This window comes from Novosphingobium sp. BF6 (genome assembly GCF_058273105.1).
This window is the reverse complement of sequence record NZ_CM177775.1, coordinates 2,560,768-2,581,594: the sequence shown is the minus strand read 5'-3', so window position 1 is coordinate 2,581,594 and position 20,827 is coordinate 2,560,768. Positions and strand designations below refer to the sequence as shown.

Annotated in this window: 26 protein-coding genes; 14 read left to right on the top strand and 12 right to left on the bottom strand. The window is 62.8% G+C overall.

The window, feature by feature from the left end; genetic code table 11:
* Nucleotides 1-176: 176 nt before the first annotated feature.
* Nucleotides 177-803, top strand: coding sequence for a hypothetical protein (locus tag AC4D6D_RS12645; RefSeq protein ID WP_491325572.1), 627 nt, complete (start codon nt 177-179; stop codon nt 801-803).
* On the opposite strand, the gene AC4D6D_RS12640 is transcribed toward AC4D6D_RS12645, so the two are convergent.
* From AC4D6D_RS12640 to AC4D6D_RS12605, 8 genes are all read right to left on the bottom strand, one after another.
* Nucleotides 796-1,434 carry a hypothetical protein gene (locus AC4D6D_RS12640; RefSeq protein ID WP_491325571.1) on the bottom strand — a complete coding sequence of 213 codons (639 nt, stop codon included), beginning with the start codon at nt 1,432-1,434 and terminating at the stop codon, nt 796-798. The genes AC4D6D_RS12645 and AC4D6D_RS12640 overlap by 8 nt on opposite strands.
* The gene (locus AC4D6D_RS12635) at nt 1,395-1,808 is read right to left on the bottom strand and encodes a LexA family protein (protein WP_491325570.1); all 414 of its coding nucleotides are present in this window, start codon (nt 1,806-1,808) and stop codon (nt 1,395-1,397) included. The genes AC4D6D_RS12640 and AC4D6D_RS12635 overlap by 40 nt, the downstream gene beginning before the upstream one ends.
* A gap of 162 nt (nt 1,809-1,970) precedes the next feature.
* Nucleotides 1,971-2,579, bottom strand: a complete 609-nt coding sequence (locus AC4D6D_RS12630; protein ID WP_491325569.1) for a hypothetical protein — start codon at nt 2,577-2,579, stop codon at nt 1,971-1,973.
* 595 nt (nt 2,580-3,174) lie between these two features.
* The gene (locus tag AC4D6D_RS12625; protein ID WP_491325568.1) at nt 3,175-3,705 is read right to left on the bottom strand and encodes a hypothetical protein; all 531 of its coding nucleotides are present in this window, start codon (nt 3,703-3,705) and stop codon (nt 3,175-3,177) included.
* A gap of 160 nt (nt 3,706-3,865) precedes the next feature.
* Nucleotides 3,866-4,186, bottom strand: coding sequence for a hypothetical protein (locus tag AC4D6D_RS12620; protein ID WP_491325567.1), 321 nt, complete (start codon nt 4,184-4,186; stop codon nt 3,866-3,868).
* Nucleotides 4,187-4,188: 2 nt separating this feature from the next.
* Nucleotides 4,189-4,428, bottom strand: coding sequence for a hypothetical protein (locus AC4D6D_RS12615; protein ID WP_491325566.1), 240 nt, complete (start codon nt 4,426-4,428; stop codon nt 4,189-4,191).
* Nucleotides 4,415-4,777 (bottom strand): hypothetical protein, encoded by a 363-nt coding sequence (locus AC4D6D_RS12610; RefSeq protein WP_491325565.1) that lies wholly within the window; start codon nt 4,775-4,777, stop codon nt 4,415-4,417. The genes AC4D6D_RS12615 and AC4D6D_RS12610 overlap by 14 nt, the downstream gene beginning before the upstream one ends.
* Before the next feature lie 69 nt (nt 4,778-4,846).
* The gene (locus AC4D6D_RS12605; RefSeq protein ID WP_491327245.1) at nt 4,847-5,152 is read right to left on the bottom strand and encodes a helix-turn-helix domain-containing protein; all 306 of its coding nucleotides are present in this window, start codon (nt 5,150-5,152) and stop codon (nt 4,847-4,849) included.
* 130 nt (nt 5,153-5,282) lie between these two features.
* Here AC4D6D_RS12605 and AC4D6D_RS12600 point away from each other — a divergent pair, with 130 nt between their 5' ends.
* The 11 genes from AC4D6D_RS12600 (at nt 5,283) to AC4D6D_RS12550 (ending at nt 12,581) form a co-directional block, all read left to right on the top strand.
* A complete protein-coding gene (locus AC4D6D_RS12600) occupies nt 5,283-5,594 on the top strand; it encodes a transcriptional regulator (RefSeq protein ID WP_491325564.1) in 312 nt (103 codons plus the stop codon).
* 265 nt (nt 5,595-5,859) lie between these two features.
* Nucleotides 5,860-6,402: a hypothetical protein gene (locus AC4D6D_RS12595; protein ID WP_491325563.1), complete on the top strand. Its 543-nt coding sequence runs from the start codon at nt 5,860-5,862 to the stop codon at nt 6,400-6,402.
* A gap of 100 nt (nt 6,403-6,502) precedes the next feature.
* On the top strand, nt 6,503-6,934 hold the full coding sequence (locus tag AC4D6D_RS12590; protein WP_491325562.1) for a hypothetical protein: 432 nt from the start codon (nt 6,503-6,505) through the stop codon (nt 6,932-6,934).
* A complete protein-coding gene (locus tag AC4D6D_RS12585) occupies nt 6,931-7,281 on the top strand; it encodes a hypothetical protein (protein WP_491325561.1) in 351 nt (116 codons plus the stop codon). Before AC4D6D_RS12590 ends, AC4D6D_RS12585 begins: the two co-directional genes overlap by 4 nt.
* Complete coding sequence (locus AC4D6D_RS12580) at nt 7,278-7,580, top strand: hypothetical protein (protein WP_491325560.1); 303 nt, start codon at nt 7,278-7,280, stop codon at nt 7,578-7,580. The genes AC4D6D_RS12585 and AC4D6D_RS12580 overlap by 4 nt, the downstream gene beginning before the upstream one ends.
* Entirely contained in the window at nt 7,573-7,809 is a 237-nt protein-coding gene (locus tag AC4D6D_RS12575; protein WP_491325559.1) for a DUF2312 domain-containing protein, read from the top strand. The genes AC4D6D_RS12580 and AC4D6D_RS12575 overlap by 8 nt, the downstream gene beginning before the upstream one ends.
* A 151-nt stretch (nt 7,810-7,960) precedes the next feature.
* Nucleotides 7,961-8,098: a hypothetical protein gene (locus AC4D6D_RS12570; RefSeq protein WP_491325558.1), complete on the top strand. Its 138-nt coding sequence runs from the start codon at nt 7,961-7,963 to the stop codon at nt 8,096-8,098.
* A gap of 160 nt (nt 8,099-8,258) precedes the next feature.
* Complete coding sequence (locus AC4D6D_RS12565; protein WP_491325557.1) at nt 8,259-10,160, top strand: ParB/RepB/Spo0J family partition protein; 1,902 nt, start codon at nt 8,259-8,261, stop codon at nt 10,158-10,160.
* The gene (locus tag AC4D6D_RS12560; RefSeq protein ID WP_491325556.1) at nt 10,157-10,720 is read left to right on the top strand and encodes a hypothetical protein; all 564 of its coding nucleotides are present in this window, start codon (nt 10,157-10,159) and stop codon (nt 10,718-10,720) included. The genes AC4D6D_RS12565 and AC4D6D_RS12560 overlap by 4 nt, the downstream gene beginning before the upstream one ends.
* Nucleotides 10,717-10,965, top strand: a complete 249-nt coding sequence (locus AC4D6D_RS12555; RefSeq protein ID WP_491325555.1) for a helix-turn-helix transcriptional regulator — start codon at nt 10,717-10,719, stop codon at nt 10,963-10,965. The genes AC4D6D_RS12560 and AC4D6D_RS12555 overlap by 4 nt, the downstream gene beginning before the upstream one ends.
* Before the next feature lie 323 nt (nt 10,966-11,288).
* Nucleotides 11,289-12,581: an ATP-binding protein gene (locus AC4D6D_RS12550; protein WP_491325554.1), complete on the top strand. Its 1,293-nt coding sequence runs from the start codon at nt 11,289-11,291 to the stop codon at nt 12,579-12,581.
* 27 nt (nt 12,582-12,608) lie between these two features.
* On the opposite strand, the gene mfd is transcribed toward AC4D6D_RS12550, so the two are convergent.
* The 3 genes from mfd to AC4D6D_RS12535 form a co-directional block, all read right to left on the bottom strand.
* Complete coding sequence (mfd, locus tag AC4D6D_RS12545; RefSeq protein ID WP_491325553.1) at nt 12,609-16,094, bottom strand: transcription-repair coupling factor; 3,486 nt, start codon at nt 16,092-16,094, stop codon at nt 12,609-12,611.
* 25 nt (nt 16,095-16,119) lie between these two features.
* Nucleotides 16,120-16,389, bottom strand: coding sequence for a succinate dehydrogenase assembly factor 2 (locus AC4D6D_RS12540; protein ID WP_147215599.1), 270 nt, complete (start codon nt 16,387-16,389; stop codon nt 16,120-16,122).
* A 202-nt stretch (nt 16,390-16,591) separates the two neighbouring features.
* Nucleotides 16,592-17,014 (bottom strand): baeRF12 domain-containing protein, encoded by a 423-nt coding sequence (locus AC4D6D_RS12535; RefSeq protein WP_147215597.1) that lies wholly within the window; start codon nt 17,012-17,014, stop codon nt 16,592-16,594.
* Nucleotides 17,015-17,122: 108 nt separating this feature from the next.
* On the opposite strand from AC4D6D_RS12535, the gene recG reads away from it, so the two are divergent.
* Both recG and AC4D6D_RS12525 read left to right on the top strand, forming a co-directional pair.
* Nucleotides 17,123-19,180 carry an ATP-dependent DNA helicase RecG gene (gene recG / locus AC4D6D_RS12530; protein WP_491325552.1) on the top strand — a complete coding sequence of 686 codons (2,058 nt, stop codon included), beginning with the start codon at nt 17,123-17,125 and terminating at the stop codon, nt 19,178-19,180.
* A 162-nt stretch (nt 19,181-19,342) separates the two neighbouring features.
* Nucleotides 19,343-19,861, top strand: a complete 519-nt coding sequence (locus AC4D6D_RS12525) for a hypothetical protein (protein WP_491325551.1) — start codon at nt 19,343-19,345, stop codon at nt 19,859-19,861.
* 76 nt (nt 19,862-19,937) lie between these two features.
* On the opposite strand, the gene AC4D6D_RS12520 is transcribed toward AC4D6D_RS12525, so the two are convergent.
* Nucleotides 19,938-20,447: a hypothetical protein gene (locus AC4D6D_RS12520; protein ID WP_186829886.1), complete on the bottom strand. Its 510-nt coding sequence runs from the start codon at nt 20,445-20,447 to the stop codon at nt 19,938-19,940.
* Between the last annotated feature and the right edge of the window lie 380 nt (nt 20,448-20,827).

Sequence of the window (20,827 nt, the reverse complement as noted above, 5' to 3'; positions counted from 1 at the left end):
CTCCGGGCAAGCAAAAAGCCCGCCGGCCGGGGAAGGCTGACGGGCTTTTCGGGATCCATTCAGCTGAGCCATCAAGGGTAGGCGCAGCTATCGCGGGGTCGGATTTGCCTTGTAAGGTGACGAAATGGCAGGGTCGAATTTGCGCAGGGGGTCTGCACGAAATGGGAGCGGTTTGAATGGGCGGCCAAGTAGAATTTACGACGGCGGGTATCGTTACGCTGGTTGCAAGCTCGTCCGTCGTGTCTGCGCTAGTTACCCAAGCGTTAAGCTGGTGGAGAGATGCCAAGGGCAAAAGCGAAGACCGCCGACTCTCGACAATCTACCTGACGGCCGCATTGAAGAACTTCGCTCGCGAAGCTTATGCGTTGGTGATGGCCTCAGAGCGGTTCGACGAATCGCATGGTGCGGCTGGGTGCCTGGCCAGAAATCTGCCAGAGCCTCCGTCCTCTCTCGAAAGTATCGACTGGAAAGTTCTCGGTGCGGATCGGACTGGGGAATTTCTCGAGTTTGTGTCTCAAGTTGAGCAGCTCCGCGCTTTCGTGGACACGTTCTGGGAAATTCAACTTGATGAGCACTATGCCAGCGATGTCGTGCGCCAACATGCTGTGAGGGCGGCGAGGCGAGCCCTTCAAATTGTGGCCGACCTAGAGGGCAGGCCGGTGGGCGACCCGATATCGATCGAGGGTTTGGGTCACTTGGAGCTCCGTCTCGAGCGGAAGGGTATCGAGTACGAACAACGCCGCTCGAATGAAGAACTAGTTGCGCGCTTGATCCGTGAACAGCAGGAGGCGAACGCTAACTGAGAATGCCGGCCTGCGCGGCCGCCAACGTCGCGTCGTCGACGAACTTGCAGGCCTCGATCGAGAAGCTGCGCCAGAGATCCAGCGCGTCGATGAGGATCTTCTTCGCCCGCGAGTTTCGCATGCCGAACCGCTTGGCGACTATGCTGATGCCTTCGTCGCCGATGATCACCGCCAGGACGAGGGCAGGGTGGGACAGCGCCTGGCGCCAGCCGGTGTAGGCGACCTCGGCGCGGACGCTGCCGAGTTTTTCGAAGAATGCGTCACCGAAGTGGCCGCTCTGATCAACGCGGGTCTCGAAGCTGACCGTGTTGATCGCGACGTCGCCGGTGATCCGCGCGTGGGTCTGGGCGATCGATTGGGAAGCCGCCAGCTGCTCGGCATCGATGTCGCCCGCCTCGAACAACCGGGCGACGGCGCCCTGACGTGTTACGGACGCGCGGGCACAGGTCTCGGGAGTGCCGTTGACCTTGTGCCCGAAATCCTTGCGAACAGTCGCGTTGAACTTGCGGAGCTGGCGCTCGTCGCGGGCTCGTAGAGGATGGCGCGCGGCCCATTTCCGGTGGATGTCGTCGTGCGCCCGTGCCTGTTCTTTCAGGCGTTCCCTCGAGCGTCGGCTCGTTGCTGTTCCCATTGCCCCGCAGTCTCCGATTGTTCATCCGGGACGTAATCGAGCATCGGGGCGTTCGGCAGAGCCGATTCTGCGCAGGGGGCGTAGACCTGCCAACCGAGTTCACGGAGTTGCCTCACGGCTTCGTCCCGAAGCGCTGGAAGGGACAGGCCGCGCGGGCCTGGCGTGCGCAGCAGCTGCCCCGACTTTACGAGAGCCTGGACCAACTGGCGCGCGCGGGTCGGGCTTATATCCAGGCCGTTGGCGATCTCGCCATAGGACGGGCTCCCGCCATACCGCAGGATGTATTTGCGGACGAAGTCGAGGACGAGAAGCCGCCGGCTTGTCATCGCAGGGTGAAGTCGGAGCGAGGCGCCCGAGGCAGCCTCGCCGGTCATTGTCGAGTTTCCAGTTCGCACCTGTTCGCCCCCAGGTCCCCCGGGGAGAACATAGCAAGAAAATCTAAATTTTACATCCCTTGCACGGATGCAAATCGTCCCGTCATCACCTGTTGGCGGCAGGGCGATGCTGTGATGGACGTGTCGAGGGCGCCAGACGGCCTACTTGGCCTCAAGGATCTTGAGGAGGCCTTGGGCAATCCCGTTGAAACGATATGCATCCACTTCTGACACTGGTTGGTTATGTGCCGCATCATTGCGCAGCTTATTCAAGTCCTGAATTAGCGACATAGTCCCTTTGTCGATCACTCCAGCTCGGTAAAGCGCTATTGCGACGGGCATGGCGGTGGTCTTCGTCTGAAACACCACCCGGTGGTTTTCAGCGAGTTGACGTAGCCGGGTATCGAGCCAATTCCACGCTTCCAGGACAGCGGCCGCCGGTGAGATCGGGACCAACAACTCGAAGCGTGATGGCAGAGAGGTGACATCGCCCAACTTGGTGGTTTGGCTTGGGACGTTCGGCGGAGCCTTCTCTCCCTCGGGTTTAGCGATCGCCCGTTGCTCGATCTGATCCAATTTGGCGGCGAACTTTGCAGACTTGTCCCCCCAGTTGAGTTCGCTGATTCTGGCTAGAAGGGCGGCTATCTGGCTTCGAAACATGATCGCGAGAATGAGAGCAGCGATCGGCCAAGCAAGGGATCCGATGACGTTTGCCGACCAATCTAGCCAGTCCATGCCCTTGTCTTCTGCACCAATCGTCAACTTCAACATTGCAACCCCACAAACGTCGCGCGTTGCGGGCATAAACAGCTGAGATATCTCCGCCACGACATCGATCTATCAACTCTCAAATGGAAACGAATTGAACACCTCTGTGGCGAGGGTTTCGATAGAGAAAAAGTCGTAGCGTCGTCCAAGCTTTGGCTCCCACCATCGACCGTGAGCGAGCCAATGCCTTAAGTTAAACGCCGCTCTAATCTCAGAAATTAGGCGAGATGCACCGAGGGTATTTTCCTTCCACGTTTCGAGGATATCGCGGTCCAAAGAGGCGCGAGCACCCTTCTCCCGGTACAAAGTCCTCATTGCTCGTGATATAGGTTCCTTGCCGCGTCTATTTGTTCGCTGGAGATAATCGACAAAGAAGGCAGCCTCGATTGCAGCAAGCAAATTCAGTATGGCTTGTCGATCAACTTCTTCTGCCCGTACCTCGAGTTCCTGCGAGACCGCATCAGGTGCGTACGTAGCGAACCGCGTATTGTAACGAGGGTTGATGGGTGAATGATGTAGCTGGAGGCCAGCGTGAACATCGTCTCGCTGAGCCACCACCCCCAGCAGTCCGAGCTGCTGATTCGATAACGGGACCCGATCAGCCACCGGCAACATTCATCAGCGCAGTTTGGAAGGTTTCGAGATCGAGTTCGATGTAGCGCATCGGGGGGCCGGGCACGACCAACCTCCAAGTCCAATTCGGCTCCGGAAGCGGCTCTTCGACATTCAGTTCATGGGGCGACGTGCGCATCGTAATGTTGATTTTAGGACCATCCGACCCTTCAGGAACTAGAACGATACGCGAGGTGCCTCGTGCACCTTCCACGTCTACCCGACCAGCACTGCCGATAAGCAACGTGCCGACGGGTTTCAAAGTGACGACCTGCTTACCGATAAGAATTCGCAATTGGTCGATCGCATATCGTCCGATGAAATCTTCCCTTAGCTCAACCGTTTTACGCTCCAGCTTTATAGAGCCTTCCGCAACGAAGCGCCCGAGATACTGCTCAATCCGACCATAAAGCTCATCAACCCTGGCGAGCCATTTTTCCTTCTGCCTGTTCCAATCGGGTTCCGGCGTACTGCCTTGAGCGGTTTGTTGCTCCACGAAACGTTCAAAGTCGCTCATATTGGTCCTCACAAGAAAAAACTGATTGTGGCGGATACACCCTCCGCCCGGGTCAGATCGCGAAATGGCGCTATTTGGAAATTTCCCGGCTGCGGGAACAAGGTCGATACCCCCGGCGATGCCCCCAGAACTCTAGCGAAAGTTTCGCTTTCTCGCCCGCTTAGCGGACGAGAGCTTGCAACTTTTCGGCAAAGGTTATGATCGCCGCCATGACGGCGAGGCTGCTGAGGGTGGCGCCGACAATGAAGCCCTTGCCGGGAAGGTGAGCAACCTTCTCAGTCAACGTAGCCAGTTGAATGCGAACCGCTACCGATTCTTCGCGCAGCTTTTCGAATTGGCTTTCAAGGCGAACGACGCGATGGTCCATAGCTCCAGGATTGTCTCCGCCACCACTCGGACCACCGCCACGGTGACGAGCCTCGTCCTGCATAGCACGCAGTTCTTGCTGAGTTGCAGTGATTTCACGCAGCCGTTGGTCCAAACTCATACGCCAAACTTCCCGCGCAAGAGCGTCGCTGATTCCTCCGCTTTATCCAGCATCTCAACTATCCGTAGTCGCAGTTCCTCTACGTCATCTTGCGTCAAACGCGCGCCATCAGCCATTTTCTGCAGGATTTTCAGCACTTCGATGTTCACCGCAGCTTGCTTGGTGAGCGCATGAGTCACGACCGCAACGACGTCTGCGCCTTCGAACCCGCCTTCGTCGCCATCAATTTCCGCCACGGTGTTTGTCCTCGTCTTCCAGATCGCACGGCTTGATGCGGCTGAAGATCGCTTCTGCGCTGGCGCGCCTAGCAGCGGCTTCCGTACGGAGAGCTTCCGCAAAGTACTTTGCATCTATGGTGTATTGCTGTTGGAGCTTATCGTTAAGCTTTAGCCTTTCGCCGGTTTCGAGATCGAAGAGCCGCCCGAGCAAGAGCTGGCTGGTTTCCTTGTCGATCGCAGCTTCTGCTTCGACTTTTTTCATGCTTTGTCGCCAGATTATGCGGGAAGCCTCGTCGCTGATCTGGTCCTGCGAGCTTTCGATGCCGCACTCAGCGTTGAGCGCTGATGCGCCGAGAAATGCGGCCATCAACACGGCCCCGCGCATTGCAATCGATATCGTTACCAAACTGACCCCGCCCCCACGGCAACAACGCCCCTAACCATGCACCTTCGGCGACCTTGCACTGACGGCAAGAGACCTGATCAGGACCAAGGCAGCTGATCGTTCTTCCGGGGTCAACGCCCGCAGAAGTTCTATGATCTCGCGCTCTTCCGAAGTGGTTGCGAAATCCGGGCTCTCTGCCTCCGGATCATCAGTCTCGCCGGTGAGGTATGCGGGCGTGGTATGTAGTTCGCGAGCGATCTTATGCAGATAGCGAGAGCTATATGCCTCGCCTGTGACAAGCCGCCCAACCGTCTGCTGACTCACTCCCACTCGGCGCGCCAAAGCGGCCTGCGACATACCGCAGGCGGCCATCTGGTCGCGGAGACGTTCAGGGATCAGCATTACCTGCTGGGTACAACTGATGCTGTTATGCTGATACTTCCGTCTCGGTGTTGACCTGCAACAATGCGTGTTGTAACAACATGGCGTGTTATCCGATTCATCCTCTCGTGTGGCCTTGGAGAAGGCGATTGAGTGCGCAGGTTCGCAGCGCTCTCTCGCGCGCGCTCTCGGCATTACGCAGCAGGCCGTTTCGGGTTGGGTGAAGCGTGGCAGCGCGATTCCGCCGCAGTATGTCCTGGCAGTCGAAGAGCTGACCGGCGTTTCGCGGCACGAATTGCGGCCCGACATTTACCCCATCGAGATGCCCGATGAGCATGCGGGCGGATCGTCGGCGGCAGCATCCCTCCCCCCCGCTGCCGCCGGCGTCCAAGACCCGGTGCAAGGCCTACAGTCATGATCTCGTCCATGGGGGCAGGACATATCGGTGCGCGCTCGACTGCAAAGCTGCAATCGCGCGCCCGCTTTTCAGCAGACCAGGCGTCCGCCGGCGCCGCCCGTGCCGCGCGCTTCTGGCTGAGCCGCAGTGCTGAACGCGCCAGTTTAGTGTCCCAACAGCTGCTGCGAGCCGGTACCCATTCCAATTCGTCGGTAGGTGGACGCCCGACGATAGCCCGGCGGCAGCATACCGGATGCCGCCGGGCGCCCTTTATGCGGTGCGAGCTGTGACCAAGCGCCGCCCGCCACTCTCGCTCCATGCCGCCCTTGAGGACATTGCCGACGCGGTGCCGGGCGGTTGGGCCGCGATGGCGGCCGAGCTCGCGCCGCGCAAGCCGAGCATCGTGCGCGCCTGGGGCGATCCTGACCGGCGCGAAGAGATCCCGCTCGAATGCGCGATCAAGCTCGACCTGCTGTTCCGCCGATCGGGCGGCGACGGCGCGCCGTTGCTGGAGCATTTCGCCTATCGCCTGGACCAGGCGGGCACTTTCCACGCTGCCGACAATCTCGGGCTTGGCCGCATCGTCGCCGAGCTGATTGTCGAAAGCAGCGAAGCGCATGCTGCTTTAGTGCTGGCATCCCAGCCGGGCGCCGGGCGCGAGCACTATCGCGAAGCGCTCATCCGCCTGGATGACGCGCAGGAAGACTACCAGACGGCCCGCGTCTTCGTGACCGCGATGGCCAACGGCGGCCGTCTGACCGGCCCGTCGATGATGGAAGATCTGGTGGGGGTTCCTCGCGCGACGGGACCCCCAGCGATCGAGGGGTAGAGGCACCCTCCATCAACACCTCGAAGTTTCCCCGCGCTCGATCGGCAGCACGCCTTTCGAAGCGCCTTTCTGCTGTCCAGTGAAACGGTGAACCATGCCCATGTCGCCCGGAGCCTACCTTCAGAAGCGTCGCGTCGCGGCGGGCCTGGACGTGGCTGAGGTCGCCGCGGCGCTGCTGGCATTTGGCGGGCCGATCCGCCCGATCACGGACTCAGACGTCCTGAAGCTGGAACACCGGCTTTTCGCGGCCGAGGAAAACGAGCCGTGCCTGCCACCGCTGGAAGCCAGCCTGCTGCGCCGGATCTTCGCTTTCGACGCCAGCGTCTACGAGCTGCTGTTCCTGCGGCATTACGCGGGCGAGGGCAATTCGCTGCCCATGCCGCACATCTGCCGCGACTGCGGCTGCTCCTGGCTCGATGCCTGCCGGACGAGCTCCGGCCCGTGCCGCTGGACGAGCGCAACCTCGAATCTCTGCACCGGCTGTCTCGGCGACGACCAGGTGCGATCCACCCGACAGGGAGAATTCGCGTGACCATGCATCGGAAGCCGCACCCGCTCGCGGGACAGACCGTCGTCATCGCCAGCGGCACTTACGAGGGCCACGTTTTCACGATCGAGGACTGGTGGGATCGCGTCTCCGGCGAGTCCTGGATCGACTGCGAGGAAACGCCGCTCTGCGCCGAGTACGCCATGCGCGCCGGGGCAGACTTCGACCCGTTCGACGATGACGTCGTCTACGGCCACTTCGGCATCCTCGAAAAGATCATGCACGCCCGCCACCTGCCGACGCCTGCCGCACTCCGCAGCGATCGCCGCGCGGGCGCGGGCTGGCTTGCCCGTCATCTGCCCGACAACTCGCTCCAGGGAGAGTTCGCGTGAAAACTCTGTACGATGAAGCCTTCCGTCGCGAGCTTCGCGCCCTCGTGAGCACGGGCGGGGCGACCACGTCCCAAACCTCCGAGGTTGTCGACGTTGCCTGCCACGCGGCGGATGAATGCGTTGCGGCGCTGCTCAGGTTGACAGAAGGCGCGGCGACTAGCGGCGTCAGGCTGGTGGCAACCGAACTTGCGCTCCAGCTGGCTCACGATCGCCTCGACTTCATGCTGAAGGACCTCCGACACCTGAGCAACCTGTTCGGTTTCACGCGGACCAGCGCGAAGGCGTCGACCAATGGCTGAAACCACCGACGATCGCCTCCGCCTGCTGATCGAGCGCATCGAGCGCTTGGAGGAAGAGAAGAAGGGCATCGCTGACGACGTCCGTGACGTCTTCAACGAGGGCAAAGCCGTCGGGTATGACGTCAAGATCATGCGGCAGATCCTCCGTATCCGGAAGATGAAGCCCGACGATCGCCGCGAAATGGACATGCTCCTCGACACCTACAAGACGGCGCTTGGGATCGACTGATGTTCACGCGGGGGGCCTCGTGGATCAGCAGCCAGCTCGGCCGGCCAATCCGGACCGAGCAGCGGCTCGCCGGCTTGTGGGCGGCGCTGCTCGCTACGGGCCTCTGCTTCATGGTGCCCGCGCTCATCGCGGCACTGTCGGGAGCGGGCCGGTGATCATGCGCCTCCTGAAGGCGCTGCGCCGCCGCCCGGCCGCCCGCGTCATCCCCATGTCGGCCGACGATCTCCAGCTCCTGGACGAATTGCGCCGTCGCCGCAACGAGCGCACCGAAACGGAGGTGCAATCGTGACCTCTCGACCGCGCTCGACGCGCTGCAAATGCGCCCAGTGCCAAGCGCTCGATGCCGCTCATCCGGGCGAGGGCACTCAACTCGCCTTCCCGATCAAGCTCAACTCGCGGCGCAAGGCCGCCCGGCGCGCGAAGAGCGCCGCTCAACGGAGTGCACTGTCATGACGATGGCCATGCTCACGATCGACGACCTGGTTGTTTCGCCGCTGAACGTGCGGACGAATGAGGAAGACGCAGAGGCGACAAGTGGTCTCGAGCAGTCGATCCTGGAAATCGGGCTCATGCTCCCGTTGCTCGCGCATCCGCTTCCGGACGGCGAGGTCGCGCCATACGGGGTCCTCGCTGGCGGCCGCCGCTTACGCGCAATCGCGCGGCTGATCGACGCAGGCCGCCTGCCGCGGGATTACGAAATCCCGGTGGTGATCCGCGATCTGTCGCCGGCGGAAATCACCGAGCTTTCCTTGGCTGAAAACCTACTGAGGCGCGGACTTCGCCCCTACGAGGTGCACGCGGCGATCGCGCGCGCTCACGAGCAGGGCGCCTCGATCGAGCAGATCTCGACGAACTTGGGCCAGCGTCCGATCTGGGTCTCTCAGCACCTTCGGCTCGGCAGGCTAGTTCCAGAGATCTTCGAAGCCTATGTCGCACAGGAGATCGACCGCGAGGAAATCAGGGCCTTTGCCGCGACGGCAGATGCAGATCTCCAGCGCGCCGCATGGAAGCATTTCTCGGCCCTCCAGCCGTATGACCGCACGCCGAGCAAAATCCGCGCCTACCTGAAGATCGGTGATGCGGAGAACGAGCGCCTTCTGCGCTTCGTCGATCCTGAAGAATATCGGCGCGCCGGTGGACGGATCGAGCTTGATCTATTTGCGGAAGGCCCGGAGCAAGGCCGTGTGCTGGACGAGGGCACGTTGCGTCAGCTCGCCGAGAGCAAGCTGGATTACATGCGGAAGGATCTGCGTCAGCGCACTGGCCGTGCGGATCTTCGCTTCGTGGCCGAACCGCCGAAGGCACAAGGCTTCACGGATAACGCGCTCGAGGTGTTTCCAAGCACTGCGGGGAGGGGCGCTGACCTGGACCTCCCATCCGGTGAAATCGTCGTGACCCTTGTCGTCGACCAGGGCGGCAAGGCCGAGTCTCGGTTCTGGTGGGCCAGCCGCAAGGCCAAGCGGGAGGCGGAACGGAGTCTCGCGCCAGAGAAGGTGGCGGCGAAGGTGACGACGTCGATCGGAGTGACGGTGGCGGCCGGAGAAGCCTTCGATACCTCGGCAAACTTTACAGCCCAGGCGGCCCGTGCCGCGGTCAAGGATATCCACGGTCTGACGGGCGACGGGTTGCAGGCCATGCGCTCGATCCGGCGCGAAGTCCTCCGCGCGATCCTGGCCGATGACGCTGATGAGGGCGGTACCATCGGCCGCGATTACCTGGTGTGGGCGCAACTTCGCATGGCGTTGGAGAAGGGCGTCCGGCCGAACCACGTCGGTGCGCGCGGCCTATCCTCCGAATGGAACGGCGCGGAGGATGCTGAGCCGGTAGATTTCGTGGCGCCGCTCCTCGAAGAGACTGCCGCACAGACGGTGTGGCTGTCCGCGATCGAGAAGATCCGCGCTGAGCTGTTCATGACGATCGAGGATCCGGCGGAGGCCTTCAGGGCGTTCTATTTCGCGCCGGAAAAAACGAAGCGTCGCGCCGGTGCAGTGCTGGCAGGGTTCGCTCTGCTACGATCGGCGAACACCCCAGGTTGGCGCATCGGTGCCCACGATGTCATTGCCGAACTTTTCGCCGCTACTGGAGAGGAAGTGCGGCGCTACTGGTCGCCGACCGCGCGCTTCGTCAGCCTCTTCCCCAAGTTGAACCGGCTCGGCCTCGCCCAGCCGCACGTCGGCGAAGAAGAATTCCGTTCCTGGAACAAGCTCAACGACCAGGTGCTGACCGGCGCCACGGTCGGAGTGCTCGCGCAAGCTGCGGGCTGGGTCCATCCGCTGCTGTCCTTCGGTGTCGCACAAAGCCCCGAAAACGGGGCATCCGAACAGAGCGGAAGCAGGGAGGCAGCGGAGTGAAATCCCAGCCCTTCACGATCGTCGAGCCGCAAATAGAGCGGCTCGTCGATGGTTGCCTCTCTCGCCTCTATCGCCCGGTCGGAAGGCTCCAAGCCATCCGGCCGGGTGATCTACTGTGGGTCCGCGAGCCTTTCCACCTGCCACGCGAGTTCGAGCACAAGTCTCCCGTGCAGGCAGAGCTGCGCGGCGCGCGGCCGACGTTCGTTACCGATATCGAAACGCCGGAACCGGCGCCGACGCTCGGCCGCCGCCGTTTCGCGCGCGAGCTGCTGCGCGTGTGGCATCGCCAGCACCTGCAGGTCGCATTTATCGGCCGCGCGCCGCTTCAGTCCATCACGATCGACGAGATCAAGGCCCAGGGCTTTACCCACCGCACGGCATTCTCGCGGGCTTGGGACAAGAACCTCTCCCTCACAAAGGGCGACCAGCTCTGGGAGAACAATCCCGAGGTCCTCGTGATCGACTTCCACCTCATCGCAGCACCGCTGCCTACGCAAAGTGCGCACAGCGCCGGCGTTCGACTCTCCCAACCACTCGCAATCGCCGGGGCGCGCGCATGAACACCTATCCGACATCCACTCCAAGCGCGGGAGCGCACCTGGTGAGCGAGGGGGGCATGGGCCGGTTCATGCGGCGCAAGGAAGTCGAGCAGGAAACTGGGTTGAGCAGGCCCACGATCTACCGGGCGATGGCCCGCGGGACGTTTCCGAAACAAGTCCGAATCGGCATCCAGGCAGTCGGCTGGTGGTCTTCCGAAATTGAGGAATGGAAGCGGCAGCGCCCGTTCGCGAATCGCCAAGATTAAAAAAGTGCCGGTCAAATTGCTGATCCCTGAGGGGGCACTTCAGGGGGCATCCGCCCAATTACGCAAACCTGAAAACGACAGAAAACAGCGGGTCAACACGATGAAATGTGACATCTACTCGGGGAGCCACTTCCTTCCTTCCGGAAAACCGGAAGCGGGAAAGTCGCTCTGCTCAAGAAAGCGAGTGTTGCGGTTATCTCCGCAAGTGTCAAAATGTTTCCCAAGCAAGCAGCGCATTGACGAACGCCTCATCCGGTGAGAGCGCTCTTGCAGGACGCCCCGGCATATCACGCATAACAATCGGGCATCCCGTGAGAGGAAATGTGACCCGAATCAGTATTCCGCGTCTGGCAGTCCTGGCTGCGGTCGTTTTCCTTGCGCTTTGCGTGGCGCAGCTGATCGGTAGCCTCCTGTTCTACCAGTCCATCGACCGGCAGACGATTCGCGCCGACCATGCGCGGCGAATCGCCGAACTGATCGTTGTCAGCGACCGTATCCACGCGCTTCAGCCGAATCTTGCCGCCCCGATCATGACGACTGGCCATCTCAAGGCGGAATTTTCGCTCGAACCGGCGGTGCGGGGCATGGCCAATTCCGAATCGCTGCGCCGAATCGCCGGGCAGGTGATCGAATGGGAACCGGGTCTCGCTTCCCGTCCACTCCATCTTGCGACCGCCGATACGTCCGGCGGCAAGAGCGATCTCGTGGGGTCGGTGCGTCTTGCCGACGGCAAGTGGCTGAATTTCCGCTCGCGCGACATCACCTCGATGTGGCCGATCGCCTTGCGGGCCAGTGTGCTCATGCTCTGCACCGCGCTCGCCTGCATCGCCATCGGGCTGATCCTGCTGCGCCTCCTCACCAATCCGCTGCGCCGCCTTACCCAGGCCGCCGATGCCATCGGCCACGGCCAGCGCGTCGAGATTCGGGAGAGCGGGCCGGAGGATCTGCGCAACCTCGCCCATTCGATGAACGTCATGCAGGAGCGCATCGCCCGACTGCTGGAGGACCAGGCTCGGTCGTTCGAAGCGATCAGCCACGACTTGCGAACGCCGCTCTCGCGCCAGCAGATCGCCACCGACCTTATCGATGATCCGGAAATCTCCGAGATCATGCAGTCCAGTATCGACGAGATGGAGGGGCTGCTGGCCTCCCTGCAAGGCTATCTGCGCGCCCAGCACCTCTCCTCGGACGCGGAGAAGGTCGATCTCGGCGAACTCGTGGCGGGCGTTATCGCGCCTTACGACGATCGGGCGCGGCTGACGGGGGCGGGCAAGGCCGTGGTCGAGAGTTTCCCCGAGCCGCTGGCGCTGGCGACCGGCGCGCTGGTCGAGAACGCCATCCGCTTCGGTGGGCGCGCGGAGGTTGCCTTGCGCCATGAAGGGGCGGACTGGTTCATCGACGTGGAGGATACCGGCCCCGGCATTCCGCCGAGCCATTTCGAAGACGTGCTTACGCCGTTCTTCCGTCTCGACGAAGCGCGCACGCGCGACACTCCGGGCTTCGGCCTCGGTATCCCTACTGCTCACAGGCTGATGATGCGGTTCGGCGGGCAGCTGTCCTTCGCGACGTCGCCCTGTGGAGGGCTGATCGCGCGGATCAGGGTGCCGTTGATGTAGGGCAGGGCCTGATGGGGTGGCGCAGCGTCAGCCTTTGCGCGCTACCGCTGCGAGGCCCTTGGTCAATTGCAGCAGGCCGTTGAGGCGCGACTTGGGGTCGCCCCAGGCGCGTTGCAGCACCAGCTTGTTGTCCGGCCGCAGCTTGACCGCGCCCTGCAAACGTTCGGCATAGGCGATGAGGCCCAGCGGGTTCGGGAAGCTGTCGTTGTGGAAGCTGACCAGCGTGCCGCGCGGGCCGACATCGATCTTGGCGATATGCGCCTCGATCGCCTGCCGCTTGATCTGGATGAGCTGGACGAGGTTCGACGTGGCAGATGGCAGCGGCCCGAAACGGTCGATCATCTCGGCAGAGAGCGATTCGATCTCGTCCTTGCTGTCCGCATCGTTGAGGCGGCGATAGAGCGCCATGCGCACGGCCAGATCGGGAACGTAGTCCTCCGGGATCATGATCGGCGCTTCCACCGTGATCTGCGGCGACAGGCCCGATGTGTTCTTCTCCAGCCCGACACCGCCCGCGCGGGCTTCGAGGATCGCGTCCTCCAGCATCGACTGGTAGAGTTCGAAGCCGACCTCGCGGATATGGCCCGATTGTTCGTCGCCCAGCAGGTTACCCGCGCCGCGAATGTCGAGGTCGTGGCTGGCAAGCTGGAAGCCCGCCCCCAGCGAATCGAGATCGCTCAAGACCTTCAGGCGCTTTTCGGCGACTTCCGACAGGGCGCGGCCCGCAGGCGTCGTCAGGTAGGCATAGGCGCGCAGCTTGGAGCGGCCCACGCGTCCGCGCAGCTGGTAGAGCTGGGCGAGGCCGAAGCGGTCCGCGCGGTGGATGATGATCGTGTTGGCGCGCGGAATGTCGATGCCGCTCTCGACGATGGTGGTCGACAGCAGGACCTCGTACTTGCCCTCGTAGAAGGCGCTCATGCGCTCTTCCACCTCGCCCGCGCTCATCTGGCCGTGGGCGGAGATGACCTTCACTTCGGGCACATTCTTGGCGAGCCATTCCTCGACTTCGGCCATGTCGGTGATGCGCGGTACGACGATGAAGCTCTGGCCGCCGCGATGGTGTTCGCGCAGAAGGGCCTCGCGCATCACCATCTCGTCCCATTCCATCACGTACGTGCGCACGGCGAGGCGATCGACGGGCGGGGTCTGGATGGTCGAGAGTTCACGCAGGCCCGACATCGCCATCTGCAGCGTACGCGGAATCGGCGTGGCGGTGAGCGTCAGCACGTGCACGTCGGTGCGCAGCTGCTTCAGGCGTTCCTTGTGATTGACGCCGAAGCGCTGTTCCTCGTCGACGATGACGAGGCCGAGGCGCTTGAAATTGACCGTTTTCGAGAGAATCGCATGGGTGCCGCAGACCACGTCCATGGTGCCGGCGGTCAGGCCATCGCGCGTGGCCTTGGCTTCCTTTTCGGGCACGAGGCGCGAGAGGCGGCCCACTTCCAGCGGGAAGCCGTTGAAGCGTTCGGCAAAGCTCGAATAGTGCTGGCGCGCGAGCAGGGTGGTCGGGGCGACGACGGCGACCTGCTGGCCCGCCATGGCGGCGACGAAGGCCGCGCGCAGGGCCACTTCCGTCTTGCCGAAGCCGACATCGCCGCAGACGAGGCGGTCCATCGGCTTGCCTTCGGCCAGATCGCCGAGCACGTCGTCGATGGCGTGTTCCTGGTCCTCGGTTTCCTGCCAGGGGAAACGGTCCACGAACTGGTCGTAGGAGGACTTTTCAGGCAGCAGCGCCGGCGCGACGCGCAAGGCGCGCTCGGCGGCGGTCTTCATCAGTTCGCCCGCGATTTCGCGGATGCGTTCCTTCAGTTTGGCGCGGCGCTTCTGCCATGCCTCGCCGCCCAGCTTGTCGAGCGCGACGCCTTCCGCCTCGCTGCCGTAGCGGGAAAGGACGTCGAGGTTTTCGACCGGGATGTAGAGCTTGTCGCCGCCTGCGTAGGTCAGCATCACGCAGTCGTGGGGGGACTTGCCCACCGGGATCGACTGGAGGCCTTCGTAGCGCCCGATGCCGTGGTCCATGTGGACGATCAGGTCGCCGGGTGTCAGCGCCGCCAGTTCGGCGAGGAAGGCGTCCGAATCCTTCTTCTTTTTCTTCCGGCGGACAAGGCGGTCGCCCAGAATGTCCTGCTCGGTGACGACTTCGACCGAATCGTTGGAGAAGCCGGTCTCCAGCGGCAACACCAGCGCGGCGGAGCGGCCCTGCACGGCAAGGCCAAGCGCTTCCTGCCAGGTTTCGGCGAGCTTGGGTTCCGGCCCCTGTGCCTCGCCCAGAATCGAGACGAGACGCGCGCGGCTGCCGGTGGAATAAGCGGCCAGGATCGCCTTGCGGCCGGTCTTGGCCACGGCATGGAGGTGCTTGGCGGCGGCCTCATAGGCATTGTCGCCGCGGGCACGCTCGGGCGTGAAGTCGCGGGCATTGCCGAAGCCGAAATCGATGACCTTGGTGCTTTCCGGCTGCGCGAAAGGATCGGCGCGGTGGACCGGGAAGGCGGCAACAGCCTGTTCGAACTCCTCGCGCCCCAGATAGAGCGCATCGGTCGCCAGCGGGCGGTACGATCCCGCCTTCTGGCCCGAGGTTTCGAGGCGGGCCTTGTGATAGTCCGCAATGTCGGTGAAGCGCTCGTCGGCGGCACCGAGCGCGGGGCTGTCGATCACCAGCAGGTCGTCGTCCGACAGGTGATCGAACAGCGTGACCAGACGGTCCTCGAACAGCGGCAGCCAGTGTTCCATACCGGCAAGGCGGCGGCCGTCGCTGACCGCCTGATAGAGCGGATCCGCCGTGGCATTGGCGCCGAACATCTCGCGATAGCGGCTGCGGAAGCGCTTGACGCTGTCCTCGTCCACCAGCGCTTCGCTGGCGGGGAGCAGCAGGTGATCGGGAACGGTGCCGGTGGAGCGCTGGGTGCCGGTGTTGAACAGGCGCAGCGTTTCCAGCTCGTCGCCGAAGAAATCGAGGCGCAGGCCGCCTGAGCCGTTTTCGGAGTTTAGGCCCGAGGGCACGATATCGAAGATCGAGCCGCGCACCGCGAACTCACCCGCGTCGATGGCGGTGTCGCTGCGCTGATAGCCCTGACGGCGCAGCAGCGCGATCAGGCTTTCATGGCCGATTTCCGTGCCGGGCTTGAGCAGGCGCACCGATTCGCGAATGCGGAACGGCGTGAGCACGCGCTGGAGCATGGCATTGGCGGTGGTGACCAGAAGCTGCGGACCGGTACGCTTCAGCTGGAGCCGGTGCAGCGCGGCCAGACGGCGGGCGCTGACCGAAAGGGCAGGGCTGGCACGGTCATAGGGAAGGCAATCCCATGCCGGGAATTCGACGACATCCAGTTCCGGCGCAAAGAACTGCGCGGCCTCGGCAACGGCGCGCATGGCGCTTTCGTTGTCGGCGATGAACACCGCCCGGCCTTTCGCGGCGCGGGCAAGGTCGGCCATGACCAGCGGCTGGGCACCGCGCGTTACCGAGGCGAGGGTAAGCGGCGATGTAGCCGAGAGAATACGTTGGAAATCGGCCATGCCGCAGTCAGTCTGCCTTATGAAATCAGCGCGGAATATCGACGTAATCGAGCTTCATCATGCGGTCCATCAAGGGGCCGCGATATGGCTCGGGAATGCTCTGGGTGCCGAGTGCCCATGCCATGATGTCGACGTCCTCTTCCTCGATCATCGTTTCGAAGAGGTCGATCTCGGCTTCGGACCATTCGGCGTGGAATTTGTCGAAGAAGCAGCCGATCATGTAGTCGGCCTCGCGCGTGCCGCGATGCCAGGCGCGGAACTTGAGGCGGGCGAGCCGGGGAAGAAGTTCGGTCATACCGCGCCGTTACCGCGCCGGGCGAGCCGGGGCAAGTTTCGGGATTGCCTGCGTCCGGCGCGAGGGGGCGGACGAGGCGGGTCGTGCGAAACGCATGGATTTGCGACCCGATGGACGTGCCCCGTCCGTCGCCACCCACGAAGGCATGGCTCCTGCCTTCGCGAGGGCGACGAGATTTCCGGGAAAGAAATAGTGCCGGAACTTACCTCTGGAACACCTTGATGATCTCGTCGCTCGGACGGCCGGTCATCGTTTTTGGCACTTCGGTCAGCAGCGCGCTTTTCAGTTCCTTGTGATAATGACGCCGCATCTCGCCCAATGAGCGCGGATCGGCGACGATCACAAGTTGATCGATCTCGCGGTCCAGCACCTGCTGGTTGAGCCAACCCGCGACGGCGGCGGCATGGGCGCTTTCGTCCAATGTGTCGTTGCTGCCGTCGCCGGTGCGGGCCTGATGGCGGGAAGGGGCGTCGCGGCGGCGGAAACCGGCGCTGAAGTTGGTCGCCTCCAGATCGGGAGTCTCCAGCGAAGTGAGCCGTGGTGCGGCTTCGCGTCCGGCGTTGCGATAGAGTTCGAAGTTTTCACCGTCGACGATCGCGAACACGGTTCCGTGCGGAAGAAGCATCTATTTCTCCTATGCTGGGGTGGGGTTCACTGAGGCCAACGTGGCTGTCCGCAAATCCGTTCCCGGCGAGTCTGGTGAAATGAGCATCAGTCGCGCTAAGAGGCGGCCATGCGGCCCGAAGCTCTGAATTGCCTGTTCACCGAGACCGATTCCCTCGACGGCGTTGGCCCCAAGCTCAAGCGTCCCTTGGAAAAACTCGGGCTGACCCGCATCCGGGACCTGCTCTACCATCTGCCCGATCGCTTCGTGGAGCGGCGCGCGGTGCTCAATCTCGACGATGCCAGCGTGGGCGAGAATGTAATCGTCCGCCTCACCGTGCGCGAACATCGCTCGCCCTCCGGGCGCGGGCCGTTCCGGGTGATCGCCGAGGACGAGACCGGCAATATTTGCACGATCACCTATTTCGGCCGCGCCTCCTACACCGCGAAGAAGCAGCTTCCCGTGGGCGAGACACGCTGGGTGGCGGGGCGGCTCGACCAGTATGGCCAGATGCTCCAGATGGTGCATCCCGAGCATATCTCGGAAACCAGCGCCGCGCCGGTGGGCCAGCTTTGCGAGGCGGTCTATCCGCTGTCCGAAGGGCTGACGCAGGGGCGCGTCGCGGGTCTCGTCCAGCAGGCGCTCAAGGCTTTGCCGGAGCTGCCCGAATGGATCGAGCACGGCCTCTACGACAAGATGAAGTGGCCGGTCTGGCACGAGGCCGTGCGCGAGGTCCATCGCGGCGTCCATGCCCAGGCGCGGGACCGGCTCGCCTATGACGAACTGCTCGCCAATGCGCTGGCGCTGATGCTGGTGCGGGAGAGCAATCGCAAACAGTCCGGCACGCCGCTGAAAGGCGACGGCTCGCTGCGCGCCAAGCTCAAGCTGCCCTTCGCGCTGACCGGCGCACAGAAGCGCTCCATCGACGAGATCGAGGGCGACGTGGCGCAGAACGCGCCGATGCTGCGCCTGCTTCAGGGCGATGTCGGCGCGGGCAAGACGGTCGTGGCGCTCAACGCGATGCTGATCGCGGTGGAGGCAGGCGCGCAGGCGGCACTGCTGGCGCCGACCGAAATCCTCGCCCGCCAGCATCATGATACGCTCGCCCGGATGCTTCAGGGCACCGGCGTCGAGATTGCGCTGCTGGCCGGGCGCGACAAGGGCAAGGCGCGCGAGGCGATCCTCATGGGGCTGGTCGGCGGCACCATCGATATCGTCGTCGGCACGCATGCGATCTTTCAGGACACCGTGTCCTACCGCAATCTCGCGCTGGTGGTGATCGACGAGCAGCACCGCTTTGGCGTCGGCCAGCGGCTGATGCTGGCGCGCAAGGGCCGCCGCACGCCGCATACGCTGGCCATGACTGCCACGCCGATCCCGCGCACGCTGACCCTGGCCCAGTACGGCGAGATGGAAGTCTCCAAGCTCGACGAACTGCCGCCGGGGCGTCAGGCCATCGACACCCGCGTGGTCTCGGTGGAGCGCATGGGCGATGTCGTCGAAGGCATTGCCCGCCATATCGAGACGGGGCAGCAGGCCTATTGGGTCTGCCCGATGGTCAGCGAGAGCGAGAACGACGACCTCGCCGCCGCCGAGGCCCGCTATGCCACGCTCAAGGATCGTTTCGGCGACAAGGTCGTGCTCGTGCACGGACAGTTGAAGCCCGATGCCAAGGACGCGGGCATGGAGTGCTTTGCCAGCGGCGAGGCTGCGGTGCTGGTGGCGACGACGGTGATCGAAGTCGGCGTGGACGTGCCCAATGCCACGCTGATGGTGATCGAGCAGGCTGAGCGTTTCGGCCTCGCCCAGCTTCACCAGCTGCGCGGACGCGTGGGGCGCGGCAGCGAGAAATCGACCTGTCTGCTGCTGCGCGGCCAGCAGCTCAGCGAGACGGCTCGCCAGCGCCTTGCCCTGATGCGCGAGACGCAGGACGGTTTCCGGCTGGCGGAAGAGGACCTGCAACTGCGTGGCGGCGGCGAACTGCTGGGCACGCGCCAGTCGGGCGACACGCCGTTCCGCATTGCCAGTCTGGAGCAGATCACCAAGCTGTTGCCGCTCGCCCACGACGATGCCCGCCTGCTGATCGAGCGTGACGGCGGCCTCGCTGGACCGCGCGGGGAAGCGGCGCGCCTGCTGCTCTATCTGTTCGAGCGGGATTGGGGCGTGCAGCTTTTGCGCGGGGGATGATTGGGTAAGCCGAATTTCTCTTCAATCATATGATTTATAATAAAAATATCTCTGTTTCTACCGCTTTTGACGTCAGTACATTCAACAATGACGTCAGTTGAACTTACGTGCAGATGCCAAGTGGAGATGAGAGTGACGGAGGGGATTGGATCGGGAGATTGGTTGGCTGCTGCCGGTAATCTTATGGGCGTCATCCTTGCCGTAGGCGGTGCGGTTTACGTCGAAAGCTGGAAGCGGCAATCGGCTGTTCGCAGCGATCTCAAGATGATCGAAGACGCACTTCGTGAACTGGATTCCAGTTTCGAGGAACTTAAGAAGGAGCCCCGGATAAACTGGGAGGTTTCCGTCAAGAAGCGGCCGGTTATAGAGGCGATGGAACGGCTTCAATCCGCAAGGGAGTTGCTGGGTTTTACACGCAAGGAGGCTAAAGTTAAAGATATCCATCTTTGGCGTCAGCTTGGCCAGATTGAGGCCGGAATCGATGAGCACGATGCGATGCTGACCAGAGAACTGGCTATATTGCAGGGATTTAGCGTTACCGATCGCGTCCTTGAAATCAATCGGTCCCAGCTCCTCGCGTTTGTGGCCGCGATCCAGCCCCTGGTGCGTCGAACTATAGAAGGACTCACGACGGCGGGCCGGTCTTGGTGGCATGTAAAAATGAGGCAGCATTTGGGCTGATCTGGACGCTTACCCAAAGTGCTTGAGGGAATTGAAGCTTGCTAGGCCTCAGATTCTTGCGGATGTGTTCTGCTAGCTAACAGCCGGTCGGTGTGGCTCGTCCGGCGTAGACAGGGGAAAGCGGAAAGTTCAATTCCGCCAGCAAGGCGGCGTCGGCGTGGCAGTACTTGTCCTTGGCGACGAAGGCGCGCACGGGGGTGAAGCCGAAGCCTTCCTGTTCCTTCACCAGCGCGAAGGACTGGATATGCGTGGGTGCGGCGTCATAAGGAGACGTGCCGATGTCCCTGCTGGCGATCAGCATATAGAGTGTCGCCTTGCCGCGATAATCGCCGCGGGCGAAGCGGACTGAGCGGATCATGTCGTCGCCAACGTCCGGCGCATCGATGATCTGCTCGCGTCCTTCCAGCAGCGCGGTGACATCGCCGACTTTCACCAGGAAGACGTGCTGGCCGCGCACTTTGTTGTTCTGGCGCCAGAGTTGCGCGACCGATCCGTCCTCGCCGGTTCCCGCGATGTCGGACATGGTGTTGATCCCCGGCGCGAGGGTGATCGGCGTGAGCGTGGCCGGAGCGGATGCCGCGGCCACGCCGGGCAGAGCGAGCCATGCCGTAGCCCAGCAAGTGAGCAGATGTCGAAAAGGCAGATGTCGCATCGTCAGTCCCCGCGACCATGCATCCCTCACCGATGTTCTGCCCGAGGGGCTGCAAGGTGACAACCGGGCTGGCCGAAAGGGTTAGGGCAGCCGGAAAGATCCGCCGATTCGACTTTTTTTAGCCTCGTGGATGGACGATTCGAGGGGCGCACCGGTGCTTCGCTGGCTTCGATCAGAGAAAATCTTGCCTGTGGAAATTTTTGTTTTTGCTGGAATTTCCAGGTTTTCCGGTGATCTGAAGATTGTTTGACCTGCCTGCTACCGCGCGGTGCGAATAAAAATGAGATTGGCCCCTTGCCACCCCCGGAGTCGCC